We start from the raw sequence: 14,833 nt of genomic DNA, 5'->3' as shown, positions 1-14,833 counted from the left end.
CAATTGATGGATTGTTTTATGCTATAACACAGCTGTTTTAAGTCGTTTGAATGAATTATGCGAGCCCTAGCCCTCATTTTACAATATGGCTGTTTTGCCTTTGCCTTGTTTCTGAGTTATCAGGTTGCAATGGCGCTTTATCAGCAAGAATATGAATTACTGGAAATTGTTGCAGATATCGGCACGATTTTAATTTGTATTGATTTGGGCGTATTTTTATTTAGCAGTAAAGCTTCACAAGGTTTAAGCCTTCAGGAATATGCCCGCCAACTTGAAGCACCGCCCTCTAAATTAGTGGCCGTCACACGTAAACTTGGGCATTTGGGAATTATGCTCATTTTAGTGAGTTGGATTGTGCCGTTGATATAAATTGAATTTAAAAATCTACAGCTAAAAATTAGCTGTAAAACAAAAAGCTCCCTCAATTCGGGAGCTTTTTGTTTTTGTAATTAAAGATTACTTCGAACCTTTAATCCCTGCTTGTAACAACAAGGCACCTAAACCACCAATTTTATTCTCTTGTGGTTTAGCAGCTTGTGGCTTTTTAGCCTGTGGGCGATCCGCCTGAGGGCGCGACTGCTGTGGACGCTTCGCCTGTGGCTTACGCTCTGTACGTTGCTCTTGATCACGACGTGCTGGACGTGCCGCTTTAACAGGTGCAGCCGAACCTTCTGGACGCATCGACAAGTTTACACGGTTACGCTCTACATCAACCTGTAACACACGCACTTGAACAATTTGACCTGGTTTCACCACTTTATGCGGATCAGCCACAAACTCATTGGCCAATTCAGAAATATGTACCAAACCATCCTGATGCACGCCAACATCTACAAATGCACCAAAGTTAGTTACATTGGTCACCACACCTTCAAGCTGCATGCCTTCAGTCAGCTGTGCCACCTCAGTAATATCTTCACGGAACTTAGCCGTACGGAATTCAGGACGTGGGTCACGACCTGGTTTTTCCAATTCAGATAAAACATCCTGAATGGTAGGTAAGCCGACTTGCTCATCCACAAACTCTTCAGCATTCACTGAACGGATAATTTCAGTATTGCCAATAATATCTTTGACTGTAGTCGCTTTAGCAGCCGCAATTTTTTGTACCAAACCATAAGATTCAGGGTGAACAGCTGAGGCATCTAAAGGCTCAGAACCCGCTTGAATACGCAAGAAACCTGCAGCTTGTTCAAAAGTACGCTCGCCTAAACGTGGTACGTTTTTCAAGGCTTGGCGGTTATCAAAACGACCATGTTCTTTACGGTAATCTACAATTTGCTGTGCAATGGCTTTATTCAAACCTGCGATATAACCTAAAATTGCTGAAGATGCCGTATTGACATCAACACCTACCGAGTTCACACAGTCTTCGACCACGGCTTCTAAGGTTTTTGCCAAACCTGCCTGATTCACGTCGTGTTGATACTGACCTACACCAATTGATTTCGGATCAATTTTAACCAATTCAGCCAATGGGTCCTGTAAACGACGGGCAATAGACACTGCACCACGAATCGACACATCTAGCTCTGGCAACTCTTGCGATGCCGACTCAGAAGCTGAATATACCGATGCACCTGCTTCAGATACAGATACACGCGTCAATTTTAAGTCGCTGTGTGCAGCCATCATTTCTGCCACCACCGCTTCAGTTTCACGGCTTGCAGTCCCGTTACCAATCGCGATTAAATCAACATGGTGCTCACGGCATAAACGTGCAAGCTCTTCAATCGCGCCTGCTTTGTCTTCTTTAGGTGCAAATGGATAAACCGTGCTATGTGCAACCACATCGCCAGATTGGTTCACCACAGCTAGTTTCACACCTGTACGGATACCAGGGTCAACGCCTAGCGTACATCGTGCACCTGCAGGTGCAGAAAGCAATAAATGACGCAAGTTTTCTGCAAAGACATCCATCGCTTCGGCTTCGGCAGCCAAACGTTTTTCAGTCAATAATGAATGTTCGATTTGTGGACGTACTTTGCCCAACCAGAACAATTTTGCCGTTTGTTTTAAAAAGTCCTGACGTGCTTGCGGCTGAATCTGATCTAAATTATATTCAGTTTCAATACGTGCCAAAGGTGCACTGTCTTCACCATCAACTTTTAAGCCCAAGACGTTTTCTTGGCGACCACGCAACATCGCCAATAAACGATGGGATGGCACTTTGTTCAGGTTTTCTGAAAAATCAAAGTAATCGCGGAATTTTTTGCCCACTTCTTTTTTCTCATCAGAAGCAACCAAGCTTTTTAATACCGCTGTTTTGGCAAAAATTTCTTTTAATTCGGTGGTCAAGGCAATATTTTGTGCCCATTCATCAATTAGAATGTGTTGCACAGCATCTAGCTGACTGTCTACATCTGGATAGTCTGCATGGCTAAAGCCTGCTAAAGCTTCGCTTGGCTCGACTTGTTCTGCAAAAATTCGCGCTGCAATTGGACCTAAACCTGCTTCTTTGGCTTTAAACGATTTACTAGTACGTTTAGGACGGTAAGGCGCATAAATTTCTTCTAAGGCATTTTTGGTTTCAGCAGCGTTTACCCGTGCCAATAAATCATCAGATAATTTATCTTGTTCTTTGAGTGATTCTATTACTTTTTCGCGACGCTCATATAAATCACGTAAATACGATAAACGTGTATCGAGCTGACGTAGCTGCGTGTCATCTAAACCTTGCGTCACTTCTTTACGGTAACGTGCAATAAATGGAACGCTAGCACCTTCATCAATAAGTTTGATGGCAGCTTCTACTTGATTTGGTCGTACGGCAAGTTCTTTTGCTAACTGCTGAACTAAGTCAGTCATCGTGTGTGATCCTACAAGGATAAGTACTAAAAGCCATGATTATAAAGACCAAGACTATAAAATCCACAATTGTTTTATGAATTTTATAAATGGTGGTGTTTTGGCGATTTTTGCCAATTCGGGAAAATTTTATAAATCTAAATAAAATTCAGGCTTATGTTAGACTCAAATGGGCAAATATGTCAGTTTTTGTCATGGGAATGCTGTATATATTTGGTATCTATGTCTTGATTTTATCTGCAATATTTGTTGCTTTAGAGCATAGGCAAAAGATACCAATGAATCGTATACTCAAAGCCAACTCAACTTTTTGTTTACGATGACAATAAAGAATAAAGGAGCACATCATGAGTTTAGTTGTACCTGCTGAAAAAACAGATGCCGTACACAACGAAACTGACCGCGTTGAACGCATTCTCGTTGTGGATGATGATGTGCGTTTACGTACCCTGTTACAACGTTTCTTGGAAGATAAGGGATTTGTGGTTAAAACCGCCCACGATGCAACGCAAATGGATCGTTTGTTACAGCGTGAACTGTTCTCTTTAATCGTACTGGATTTTATGCTGCCTGTAGAAGATGGTTTAAGTATTTGCCGTCGTTTACGTCAGTCCAACATCGATACGCCAATTATTATGCTGACCGCTCGCGGCAGTGATTCAGACCGTATTGCAGGACTTGAAGCAGGTGCAGATGATTATTTGCCAAAACCATTTAATCCAAACGAGCTGTTAGCACGTATTCGTGCCGTATTGCGTCGTCAAGTGCGAGAAGTACCGGGTGCACCAAGTCAGCAAATGGAAGTGGTCGGTTTTGGCCCATGGTCGCTAGATTTATCGACCCGTACTTTAACGCGTGAAGGTCAAGTTGTAACACTGACTACAGGTGAATTCGCGGTACTCAAAGCTTTGGTACAACACCCACGCGAACCTTTGACCCGTGACAAATTGATGAATTTGGCACGTGGCCGTGAATGGGGTGCGATGGAACGCTCGATTGATGTTCAAGTTTCTCGTTTACGTCGTTTAATTGAAGAAAACCCTGCTCGTGCGCGTTATATTCAAACGGTTTGGGGGGTAGGTTATGTATTTGTTCCAGATGGTGCGGAATAAGTTAGAAATGATGTGAGGCTTTAGCCTCACATCTTCACACAATGATCAAAATTTATACATACTGATCATTGTACAAGATTTAAAGAATAGACATTCCAATAAAAAGTATATTCATCATAAAATTTCACTCACCAAATTCGCTTTACAACCTCTGCCACAGGACAAGATGTGAAACTCGAACCCATCGACCCACAAGAATTTACCGATTATGTGGCGTATTCTGAAAAGAAACGTACCCGCTGGGAGCGTTTTTTAGACAAAATCAAACCACGTTCTGCCGCTATGCGCACTGCGGTACTGGTGGTTTTTGTGGTGCTATTCAGTCTGTTTATGTCGTTGTGGTTCTTTTGGCGCACTTTGTATTTACCTGAAATTCAACAGCATGCACGCTATTTAGCAGTTGAGCTGGAAATTTTAAATAATCCTGATTTACGCATTTTTCATAATGAAGCCGAAGTTGATGTAGATGCTTGGCTAAAAAATCGGGTCGGGATTGAATATGTGACCGATCCACGTGAGTATCCGAATGTACGGGAAAAAGTCATTGCCGAATTTTTTACCCGACAAATTGAAAAAAAACTGGCAACTGAATTAAAAATGCAGGATGTCACAGTATATTTCCAGTTTAAGCCAAGCCCTCGTATTTGGATTCAAACCCCAGAAATGAATGGCAACTGGGTACGTGAGCCGCTAAAAACCTATGCCAACTACAGTCCTGAACTGGTGTTTGGCTGGCTTTTAGGTATCCCGCTTTTCGCAGCCGCGATTATTTTAACTTTGGTGCGCCAGCTAAACCGCCCTTTGCGTCGTCTGCAAAATGCTGCCAATAGCTACAGTAAAACAGGCAAAGCACCCTATTTGGAAACCAATCACGGCCCACAAGAAATTCGTGAGGTCAATCAAGCCTTTAACCAAATGATTTATACCTTGGAGCAGACTGAACGTGATCGTCGGATCATGCTGGCGGGTATTTCTCATGACCTGCGCACGCCTCTCACACGAATTCGTTTAAGTGCTGAAATGATGCCCGATGAAGACTTTTTAAAAGAGGGCTTAATTTACGATGTAGAAGATATGGATGCGATTTTGAATCAATTCATTTCTTATATGCGTGATGGTTCCGATGAAGAATTACAAGAAACAGATTTAAATGTGTTGTTGCAGGAATTGATTATTCAGTTTAAACCTTTGGATATTCGCTATACCGCACAGGAACTACCTCTAATTCAGGCGCGTAGTTTGTCACTAAAACGTCTGATTGGTAACTTAATTAACAACTCTAAACGCTATGGGGCAGAACCAATTGAACTTTCTGCAGAAGTGCTGGAGGATCAGATTCGGATTAGTGTTGCCGACAACGGCACAGGAATTCCTGAAGACCAGATTGCTGATTTAATGCAGCCGTTTGTACGTGGCAATGAAGCGCGCACCGTACAAGGCAGTGGTTTAGGCTTAGCAATTGTAAAACGTATTGTCGATATTCATCAGGGCGAACTGACCATTCAAAACCGCGAACAAGGCGGATTAGAAGCCATTATTACCTTGCCACTACAACCCGAACAGGTTGAGGAAAAAAACAGCCTTGGCACACTAGAAAAAATCAAGCAAAGCCTGAGCGAGCACTTTTAATTGCCCTCAGCTTTGTATGCTGTTGAAATGGCTATATACCAAATTCAGACCAACAGCAAATCTGAAGTGCAATCAAAGCAAAAACTTCTCACAGCGCATATCAAAATTGTATAAAAATATATCAAATAAATTTTTACATTTATCAAGCGACATATAAATAAACTATTAAATTCAACTATTTATATATTATTTAATATTTTTATACCACCATTTAGGCAAAAAATTAGACCTTAGCCTAACACCTATGCAAAATACCTTTTTTGATCGGTACAATCGGTATCAGTTTAGTATTTTACGAGAGTTCACCATGTCTTTAGATCGCATCCGTTTAGCCTCCCTCCACGACAAAGTAATCAGCGCAGAACAAGCTGCTGAATTCGTTCAAGATGGTATGACCGTAGGTATGAGTGGCTTTACTCGTGCGGGTGAAGCAAAAGCAGTTCCACTTGCATTGGTTGCACGTGCAAAAACCAATCCTTTAAAAATTGATTTAATTACAGGTGCAAGTCTAGGTAACGATTTAGACAAGCAATTGACTGAAGCAGGTGTTTTGGCACGTCGTATGCCGTTCCAAGTAGACAACACTTTGCGTAAAGCAATTAACCAAGGTCAAGTTATGTTTATTGACCAGCACTTGTCTGAAACTGTTGAGCAAATGCGTAACAATACGCTTAAACGCCCAGACATCGCGATTGTTGAAGCAGTAGCAATTACTGAAGACAGCTTAATTATTCCAACAACTTCTGTAGGTAACTCTGCAAGCTTTGTTGAATTTGCAGATAAAGTCATTATTGAAATCAACACTACGGTAAGCACAGAATTTGAAGGTCTACACGACATTTACATTCCTGAAGCACGCCCAACACGTGGTCCAGTACCGTTAACTCACGTTGACCAACGCATTGGTACCAAAGGTATTCAGTTAGACCCAGCGAAAGTTGTAGGTATTGTATTTAACGATACTTTGCTTGACTCTCCATCTAACGTGACCGATCCAGATGACGAAACTCAAGCAATTGCAGATCACTTGATCGCATTCTTTGAAAATGAAGTTGCACAAGGTCGTTTACCGAAAAACCTAGCGCCATTACAAGCAGGTATCGGTTCAATTGCAAACGCAGTATTAACAGGCTTCAAACACTCTAACTTTGAAGACTTGGTCATGTACTCAGAAGTACTTCAAGACTGTACCTTTGAATTGATTGATGCAGGCAAAATGAAGTTCGCTTCTGGCTGTTCAATGACTTTGTCTGAAAAATGTGGTGATCGCGTATTTGGCAATCTTTCACACTACAAAGACAAATTCATTTTACGCCCACAAGAAATTTCTAACTTCCCAGAGTTAGTTCGTCGTTTAGGCATCATTGGTATTAACACTGCACTTGAGTTTGATATTTACGGTAACGTGAACTCAACACACGTATGTGGTACAAAAATGATGAACGGTATTGGTGGTTCAGGTGACTTCGCACGTAACGCACACTTGGCAATTTTCGTAACCAAGTCAATTGCGAAAGGCGGTGACATCTCATCTATCGTTCCTATGGCTGCACACGTAGACCACAACGAACACGACGTTGACATTTTGGTAACTGAACAAGGTTTAGCAGACTTACGCGGTCTTGCACCACGTGAACGTGCTCGTGCAATTATCGACAACTGTGTACACCCAATGTACCGCAATGCATTGAATGACTACTTCGAGCGTGCATGTGAAAAAGGTGGTCATACTCCTCACCTACTTCGTGAAGCATTGTCTTGGCATGCAAACTTTGAAGAACACGGTCACATGTTGACACCTGCACAACAAGAAGCGGCTCAACCAGCGTAATTCATGTGCAATAAAAAACGCCCTGATTTTTCAGGGCGTTTTTTTATGTCTTAAGTTTTTACGTCTCATAAATTATCACAACGTCATTTGTGACAACGCACTCGACTTTACTCAAATGCCAAAGCTTTAAATTCATCTATAAAATGCTGTCCTAACTGACGCAAACCATCCACACTGAGTGTGGTTTCAATCACACCTAAAGACACGACATCACGTTGAATTTGCAGCACGGTTTGACCTTGCGGGTTGATATAAAAACGAGAACCCAAAGTTGCAAATTTGCTTGCTAAGTCTAGGTTTTGTTCAGCTCGAACTTGATTCACCACATCTTGCGCGGTAAAGCGGTATTGATCATGCAGCAAATTTAAGCTGTTGGATTGCCCATATTCTGCACTTAATGCACAATCATCCAAGACCTGTAAAGGCTGATCAAGATTGGCAAAAGCAGTCGCAGGGAGACTCAGCGCAAGACTGAATAAAATAGGGAGAGAAAATTTTAACATTGGACACCTCGCACATAGGTAAATTACACCTGTGGAGAAACATCCTTTTTTCACCAACTTATATTTTAAGTTCAAAAATCACTCAATACATTGACTTTTTATACCAAACGACCTAAACGCAGCAACACGGGGAACTGAATACCAAACACCTGAGTAGGCTGCTGCCGTAACAATTGCTGTAGTTCAAGCAAAGGCGTTTCTGTATGCTGCTTTAAATAATGCTGCAGCCCCGACCAAGTATTTAAATAATCCAACAACTGAGCTGCCGACCAACAATATTTCAGGCAAAGTTCAGGCGTGACTATTTCTTGGAATGGAAAAGGAATTGTGCGATATAAGTCATCAATATAACGGCGCTCGGCATCCCAATAGCCCTTTAAAGTCTGAGCATACAAGCGCTGAATTTCAGTATTCACTGCCTTATCTTCTACCTGAATCAGACCATAGCCCACCGCAGCAAACACACCACTGGGTTTTAGTACCCGATGTACTTCGGCATAAAAAGCATCAAAGTCGAACCAGTGAATCGCTTGTGCGACCGTAATTAAATCTACACTTGCATCCGCCAATCCACTGTCTTGCGCCAAGCAGGTACGATAACTCACATTTGCCCACTGCGTTGCCAACTCCAACTGTGCTTGACTTAAATCTGTGGCTAAAATCTGCTGAAAATGTGGCACCAATAACTGGGTAAACTGCCCTGAACCTGCACCACAGTCCCACGCCAAACGGCGCTCGGGTACATGCTGCAAAATCGTATTGACGATTTCAGTTGAATACTGTGGACGCGCCTGACGATACAACGCACTTCCCTGCGAAAACAAATCTTTCATGCTGTATTTCTTGTCCCTGACCCTGACCATTTGATTCTAATACAGCTTTTGAAATGGATAGTGTGTACTTTGGATGAAGCGAGAGAGAGCCGATTTGTATTCAACATTTATATTTGGGTATAAAAAAAGCCTCAAACAGTGTTTGAGGCTTTTTGAATATGGTGGCGAGACCCAGGATCGAACTGGGGACACACGGATTTTCAATCCGTTGCTCTACCGACTGAGCTATCACGCCAATGCCGTGTATTAAGCCGTATCTCGGCTGAATAGTCAATATAAATCATGACTTTTTTATTTGATCGCATAAATTTTATGCAAAAAAAATCTCTGATGGGATCAGGGATTGAAAACGTTAAATCGTTTTGAATATGGTGGCGAGACCCAGGATCGAACTGGGGACACACGGATTTTCAATCCGTTGCTCTACCGACTGAGCTATCACGCCAATGACGCGTATTAAACAGTTTCAGTGATAAATCGTCAATAGTCTTTTTTGCTTTTCAGTGCAAATGTTTACTTTTACAGCAAAACCAAGATTATTTTGATGAAAAATCACCCTATATAATAGACTGAGTGTCTATACCGACTCACAACTTGCCCAAATGCGCCAAACAACGGTGAATTGCGCCACAACCCGGCTGGAAATGCTGCACCCCTTTGGCTTCTTCCATACGGCATACCTCACTCACCAAACGGTCTGCTACCCCTCGCCCACGATTTGCAGGATGCACCACGATATATTCAAGCGTCCGACTGTCCTCTTGTCCCGTGCACCAAATCGCCCCAATCACTTTAGTATTAAATTCTGCCGTGTAAAGTAGGGTATACTGAGCTAAGTTCTGCTCAAGTTGGTTTACCGCATCTTGCCCATCGCCAAATTCAGGGCTGGTATCATACAGTCGCTCAAGCTGGCTGCGCACTTCGTTATTTTCTAGTGAAGTATAGGCATGTACGGTAATAGGCATTGATTAACCCTCCTGAGCAATCTAATATGCTGAGACTTCGTCACAGCGAAAACATATTTACATCAATCATTTTTGACGTTTTTTGAGGAACGTGTCTATGACCCAACGTATCAGTGAAGTGGTAAGAAATACCAACGAAACTAAAATTCGAGTTCGTGTGAATCTGGACGGTACGGGTCAAGGCACACTCAATACTGGCATTCCATTTTTAGACCATATGATTGATCAAATCAAGCGACATGGTTTGTTTGATATTGATATTCATTGTGATGGCGACTTGGAAATTGATGATCACCACACCGTAGAAGACTGCGGGATCACGCTTGGACAAGCTTTTGCTCAAGCCTTGGGTGATAAAAAAGGTTTAAAACGCTACGGTCACTTTTATGCACCGCTCGATGAATCTTTAAGCCGTGTCGTGGTGGATTTATCAGGCCGCCCAGGTTTGTTTATGGATATTCCATTTACCCGTGCCCGCATTGGTAGCTTTGATGTAGATTTATTCTCAGAATTCTTCCAAGGCTTTGTCAACCACGCGTTAATGACGCTGCACATTGACAATCTTAAAGGCAAAAACAGCCACCACCAAATTGAAAGCGTATTTAAAGCATTTGCACGTGCTTTACGCATGGCATGTGAAGTAGACCCACGTGCTGAAAATACTGTGGCATCGACCAAAGGGACACTCTAATGACCCGAATTGCCCTTCTTGACTATGGCATGGGAAATTTACACTCGGCAGCCAAAGCTTTAGAGCATGTGGGTGCCACGGTGGATGTCACCAATGATCCAAAACTGATTGCTCAAGCCGATAAAATCGTCTTTCCTGGCGTGGGTGCCATGCGTGACTGTATGCAAGGCATGTATGAAGCAGGAATTGATGAAGTGGTACGCAACGCAGTCTTTAATAAGCCTGTACTCGCTATTTGTGTGGGCATGCAGGCCTTGATGCAGCGTTCTGAAGAAAATGGCGGTGCAGATGCGTTGGGTATTTTTGCAGGTACGGTTAAACGCTTTCCAGAAGTGGAAGGCTTAAAAGTACCGCACATGGGTTGGAATCAGGTACATCAACATGACCCGAGCCACCCAATGTGGAACAACATTGAACAAGACGCGCGTTTCTACTTCGTGCACAGTTTCTATGTTGAACCGCAAGATGACAGCATTGTGGCTGCAACCTGTGATTACGGTCTAACCTTCTGTACCGCACTGCATCAAGACAACTTGTTTGCAACGCAGTTCCACCCTGAAAAGAGCCATACTGCGGGCTTACAGCTACTTAAAAATTTTGTGGAATGGAAAATTTAAGTTTTTAAAAGCACTGAATTTTTTCTAAAGCCGAGTGAATCTCGGCTTTATTTTTGCGTGAATGTTTTTCACTTTTCATCTGCTATTTTATTGTTTAAAATTAGCACGTTTTTTATACCTTTAATTCAAAAAAATTTTAACTCAATTTAAAAACCAAGGAATTACAACAATGAATCAATATGTAGAAGATTCTGCACTGAGTGCAGCGGGGCGTTTTGGTCGCATGTCTTTTTTAGCTTGGAACTGCTTACTCAGTTTCGTACTGACCCTGCTTATTTTAGTCATTGCAATTATTGCACCTAATCTTTTGGTCGATCTAAGCTCAGGCTCTATGGGCATTGGCATGATCTTACTTGTTATTATTTATATCGTTGCATTCTATTTTAGCTTTATTTTTACCATCCGTCGCCTACATGACCGCAATCATACGGGTTGGTTGTCTTTGCTGATTTTAGTGCCTGTGGTCAATATTATTCTGGGTTTATATCTGATCTTTGCCCCGGGCGATGACCGTCAGAATAGCTATGGTGCTCCACGTCCAACCGCAGGTTGGGAAAAAGTACTGGCTTGGATTTTCATTGTCCTGATTATTTTGGCAATCCTTGGCGGCTTATTTTCTGGCTTTATGGCATAACAGCCTAAATCATACCCATTTGAAGTTTAAGAATAGTCCACACCGCTTGGGCTATTTTTTTAACTTTTAAAATTTTCAAGCAAAGCGATATTTCAATATTTTAGACTTTGCCAAATTCTGCAAAATTCTTTAGGCTAAAACGGCTTCTTTACCGCTTTGAATATTATGGATCAAACCCGTTTGCGCACCCTGCCAAGCCCTGAGCAAATTCAACAATTACCACGCTTTGAAAATCTGCCCCGCGCGCAGATTATGCTGATTCAAACGCTGGAACAGTGCCTTGAAGTGGAAGCAGAATTAAAAACCGCAGCCGTTTTGGGTTTCGACTCCGAATCCAAACCTACCTTTAATGTCGGTGAAGTGTCTACGGGCCCGCATTTAATTCAACTGGCAACGCTAGAAAAAGCCTATTTATTTCAGGTCAATGCCGATATTTGGCAATTTTTACAACCGATTTTTGCCAATCGGGATCAAATTAAAGTCGGTTTTGGGCTTAAAAATGATGCCCATTTATTTCGTAAAAAAGGCATGCAGCTGAATAGCGTGATTGAATTATCCAAGTGCTTTGTTAGCTTTGGCTTTAAAAGTCCATTGGGACTCAAAAATGCCATGGCCCTGTTATTTCATGTGAATTTTCCCAAAAGTAAAAGCATCAGCACCTCAAACTGGGCACGTCAATCACTTAGCGAAGCGCAAATTGCCTATGCCGCTGCCGATGCCTACGCACCTGTATTGGTATTTGAAGAATTAGGGCGTTTAGGTTTATTGCCCGATCACATTCCCAACAGTTCACTCAAATTGCGGATTCGCCCATCTAAAACAAAACCTGCAACAGATGCTTAGAGATTTAACAATACTTTGTTAAGATGCACAGATTGAATTCATTAAGTTTTTGGCAAGGAGCGAAAGCATGCTGATCATCCCTGCAATTGACCTGAAAGATGGCAAGTGTGTTCGTTTAAAACAAGGTCGTATGGAAGATGATACTGTATTTTCTGACGATCCAGTGGCGACTGCACAGCACTGGGTAAATGAAGGCGCGCGTCGCTTGCATTTAGTCGATTTAAACGGTGCTTTCGCAGGTACGCCAATTCATAAGCCTGTGGTCGAAGCCATTGCAAAATCACAACCTGAGCTTCCAATTCAAATTGGTGGTGGTATTCGTTCACTCGAAACCATTGAACACTATTTAGATGCTGGCGTGTCTTTCGTGATTATTGGCACTAAAGCCGTGCAAGAGCCTGCTTTTGTAGAAGAAGCATGCAAAAAGTTTGCAGGACACATTATTGTCGGAATTGACGCCATGAATGGCATGGTGGCAACCGATGGTTGGGCCAACGTGACTGACGTCAAAGCGACTGATTTAGCCAAACGTTTTGCCGATGCAGGCGTATCTAGCATTGTCTATACCGATATTGCCCGTGACGGCATGATGCAAGGTGTAAACGTTGAGCAAACCGTGAACTTGGCGCAATATTCAGGCTTGCCTGTGATTGCGTCGGGTGGTGTAACCAACTTAGATGACGTACGCAACTTAAAAGGTCAGCCAGGCATTCTAGGCGCTATTACAGGTCGTGCAATTTATGAAGGCACTTTAAGCCTGCGTGAAGCGCAATTGCTGTTAGATGAACAAGCCTTGTAATTGGTTCTGAGATGCTCAAAGAGGTCTACGGACCTCTTTTTTATTGATTTTTGCTCTTCCTCACCTATTCTTGATCCATTTCTATGCCTCATCTTACCCATACATTGCGTCATAAAGCACCTCAACTGGCGTTAATGTTCATCACGCTGATTTGGGGTGCGACCTTTATTACGGTGCAATATGGCTTGAATTTCAGCAGCCCAATTTTATTTGTGGCCTTACGTTTTGCTGCAGCAACTTTAGCCGTTGCACTGCTGTCACGGCGTAGTTTAAGTGCGATCAACCTATATGAAGTTTTTGCAGGTTTTACAATTGGTGCTGTGATTGCACTGGGTTATGCCACCCAAACCATAGGTTTACAAAGTATCAGCAGCAGTGAATCTGCATTTTTGACTGCGCTGTATGTCCCGCTTGTGCCGCTGCTGCTCTGGTTATGCTTTGGTCAGCGTCCGCATGTTATGACTTGGCTGGGCGCAGTCTTGGCTTTTATGGGACTGCTATTGCTCACAGGCAATGGCTTGGGTGCGCTGCAATTTAATTTTGGGCAAATCATGACGCTCATTGGCGCCATTGCGATTGCATTTGAAATTATTTTGATTGGTTATTTTGCCAAACGGGTCAATTTAAAACGTGTGACGCTGCTACAACTGGCTTTTGCTTCATTGCTGTGTTTTGCTGTTGCACCTTGGCTAGGTGAAACGCAACTGCCTGAATTTCGGCTGCCCTTGGTTGTGGTTTTACTGGGTTTGGGGATGGCCAGTGCCCTGATTCAATGGGTGATGAACTGGGCACAACGTCAGGTAGACCCTGCGCAAGCCGCCATTATTTATGCAGGTGAACCGGTGTGGGCAGCCCTGATTGGGCGTTTAGCAGGAGAACGTTTACCCATTCTGGCATTATTTGGTGGGCTTTTGGTTGTTTTAGGCGTATTCATCAGTGAATGGCGGCCTAAACTTTTTAAATCTAAAACTAAACCCCAAACCTAAACCTGAACATAAACCATGCCTTAAAACACTTGATACAGGCATCCCGACAGCCCGACCTTTGCAGCGCTGTTGTGGTTTAAAATAAGTGTAGGATTTTTAATGGTACATCGGCAGATTATCATTCACCCGAATTAAACCACGAATGGCACGATAAACAATCCATAACCATGACAGCCCCACCACGCTGATACAAAACAGGGTGGCAAACAGTGTCATACTGGCAAAGCCTTGTACATCCTGACTGAACAGCACAAAAACAAAGGGAATGAATGCCACGATATTCCAGACCAAATACCACCAAAAGCTACGAATTTGCCAAGTAAAATGACTGGCAAAAATTGAACCTTGCACATCACCACGTTTTAAATAATTGATGATTAAAGCAATAACAGCCAATATCCCCGCTGAAAAAATTGCCACGATATACAACACATATAAAATCATGGTCAATAAACGATGTGGGTCTTGATCGACTGTGTATGGATGGACTGAATCTGACATGGTGCTGTTCCTTAAAATGTAGTCAAACATAGTCAAGGACTAATTCGCACTCTGTTAATGTCTTGTTGCCAAGCGTGTAAC

Annotated in this window: 14 protein-coding genes, 2 tRNA genes and 1 pseudogene; 10 read left to right on the top strand and 7 right to left on the bottom strand. The window is 42.6% G+C overall.

Annotated elements, in window-relative coordinates; all coding sequences use genetic code 11:
• Positions 1-57 precede the first annotated feature (57 nt).
• Positions 58-369: a hypothetical protein gene (locus HHA42_RS07890; RefSeq protein ID WP_168460776.1), complete on the top strand. Its 312-nt coding sequence runs from the start codon at positions 58-60 to the stop codon at positions 367-369.
• An 87-nt stretch (positions 370-456) separates the two neighbouring features.
• Here HHA42_RS07890 and HHA42_RS07885 read toward each other — a convergent pair whose 3' ends face one another.
• On the bottom strand, positions 457-2,808 hold the full coding sequence (locus tag HHA42_RS07885) for a Tex family protein (protein ID WP_168526048.1): 2,352 nt from the start codon (positions 2,806-2,808) through the stop codon (positions 457-459).
• A 347-nt stretch (positions 2,809-3,155) separates the two neighbouring features.
• Between HHA42_RS07885 and ompR the strand changes: the two genes are divergently transcribed.
• From ompR to HHA42_RS07870, 3 genes are all read left to right on the top strand, one after another.
• Positions 3,156-3,920 (top strand): two-component system response regulator OmpR, encoded by a 765-nt coding sequence (gene ompR, locus HHA42_RS07880; RefSeq protein ID WP_168460780.1) that lies wholly within the window; start codon positions 3,156-3,158, stop codon positions 3,918-3,920.
• Positions 3,921-4,088: 168 nt separating this feature from the next.
• Complete coding sequence (locus tag HHA42_RS07875) at positions 4,089-5,549, top strand: ATP-binding protein (RefSeq protein ID WP_168526046.1); 1,461 nt, start codon at positions 4,089-4,091, stop codon at positions 5,547-5,549.
• 307 nt (positions 5,550-5,856) lie between these two features.
• Positions 5,857-7,380, top strand: a complete 1,524-nt coding sequence (locus HHA42_RS07870; RefSeq protein WP_168460784.1) for an acetyl-CoA hydrolase/transferase family protein — start codon at positions 5,857-5,859, stop codon at positions 7,378-7,380.
• A 107-nt stretch (positions 7,381-7,487) separates the two neighbouring features.
• Here the strand turns inward: HHA42_RS07870 and HHA42_RS07865 are convergent, their stop codons facing one another.
• From HHA42_RS07865 to HHA42_RS07845, 5 genes and pseudogenes are all read right to left on the bottom strand, one after another.
• Complete coding sequence (locus HHA42_RS07865; protein ID WP_004974410.1) at positions 7,488-7,883, bottom strand: hypothetical protein; 396 nt, start codon at positions 7,881-7,883, stop codon at positions 7,488-7,490.
• An 82-nt stretch (positions 7,884-7,965) separates the two neighbouring features.
• A pseudogene (locus HHA42_RS07860) lies at positions 7,966-8,716 on the bottom strand (class I SAM-dependent methyltransferase).
• 159 nt (positions 8,717-8,875) lie between these two features.
• Positions 8,876-8,951, bottom strand: a tRNA-Phe gene (locus tag HHA42_RS07855).
• A gap of 134 nt (positions 8,952-9,085) precedes the next feature.
• Positions 9,086-9,161: transfer RNA gene (locus tag HHA42_RS07850), tRNA-Phe, on the bottom strand.
• A 142-nt stretch (positions 9,162-9,303) separates the two neighbouring features.
• Positions 9,304-9,681, bottom strand: a complete 378-nt coding sequence (locus HHA42_RS07845) for a GNAT family N-acetyltransferase (protein WP_168526042.1) — start codon at positions 9,679-9,681, stop codon at positions 9,304-9,306.
• A 97-nt stretch (positions 9,682-9,778) separates the two neighbouring features.
• On the opposite strand from HHA42_RS07845, the gene hisB reads away from it, so the two are divergent.
• The 6 genes from hisB to HHA42_RS07815 all read left to right on the top strand — a co-directional run bounded on the left by hisB (position 9,779) and on the right by HHA42_RS07815 (position 14,251).
• Positions 9,779-10,372 carry an imidazoleglycerol-phosphate dehydratase HisB gene (hisB, locus tag HHA42_RS07840; protein ID WP_004974403.1) on the top strand — a complete coding sequence of 198 codons (594 nt, stop codon included), beginning with the start codon at positions 9,779-9,781 and terminating at the stop codon, positions 10,370-10,372.
• Positions 10,372-10,989: an imidazole glycerol phosphate synthase subunit HisH gene (gene hisH / locus HHA42_RS07835; RefSeq protein WP_168526040.1), complete on the top strand. Its 618-nt coding sequence runs from the start codon at positions 10,372-10,374 to the stop codon at positions 10,987-10,989. The genes hisB and hisH overlap by 1 nt, the downstream gene beginning before the upstream one ends.
• Positions 10,990-11,158: 169 nt before the next feature.
• Positions 11,159-11,623: a DUF805 domain-containing protein gene (locus tag HHA42_RS07830; RefSeq protein WP_168526038.1), complete on the top strand. Its 465-nt coding sequence runs from the start codon at positions 11,159-11,161 to the stop codon at positions 11,621-11,623.
• Between the two features lie 165 nt (positions 11,624-11,788).
• Positions 11,789-12,466, top strand: coding sequence for a 3'-5' exonuclease domain-containing protein 2 (locus tag HHA42_RS07825; protein ID WP_168526036.1), 678 nt, complete (start codon positions 11,789-11,791; stop codon positions 12,464-12,466).
• A 67-nt stretch (positions 12,467-12,533) separates the two neighbouring features.
• Complete coding sequence (hisA, locus tag HHA42_RS07820; RefSeq protein ID WP_168526034.1) at positions 12,534-13,265, top strand: 1-(5-phosphoribosyl)-5-[(5-phosphoribosylamino)methylideneamino]imidazole-4-carboxamide isomerase; 732 nt, start codon at positions 12,534-12,536, stop codon at positions 13,263-13,265.
• Between the two features lie 83 nt (positions 13,266-13,348).
• Positions 13,349-14,251 carry a DMT family transporter gene (locus HHA42_RS07815; protein WP_168526032.1) on the top strand — a complete coding sequence of 301 codons (903 nt, stop codon included), beginning with the start codon at positions 13,349-13,351 and terminating at the stop codon, positions 14,249-14,251.
• 96 nt (positions 14,252-14,347) lie between these two features.
• Here the strand turns inward: HHA42_RS07815 and HHA42_RS07810 are convergent, their stop codons facing one another.
• The gene (locus HHA42_RS07810; protein WP_168419391.1) at positions 14,348-14,752 is read right to left on the bottom strand and encodes a hypothetical protein; all 405 of its coding nucleotides are present in this window, start codon (positions 14,750-14,752) and stop codon (positions 14,348-14,350) included.
• Between the last annotated feature and the right edge of the window lie 81 nt (positions 14,753-14,833).

Origin of the sequence: Acinetobacter sp. A3 (genome assembly GCF_012371415.1) — a bacterium.
GTDB lineage: Bacteria > Pseudomonadota > Gammaproteobacteria > Pseudomonadales > Moraxellaceae > Acinetobacter.
Note: the sequence above shows the minus strand (reverse complement) of the source record. Positions and strands in the feature narration are given on the sequence as shown.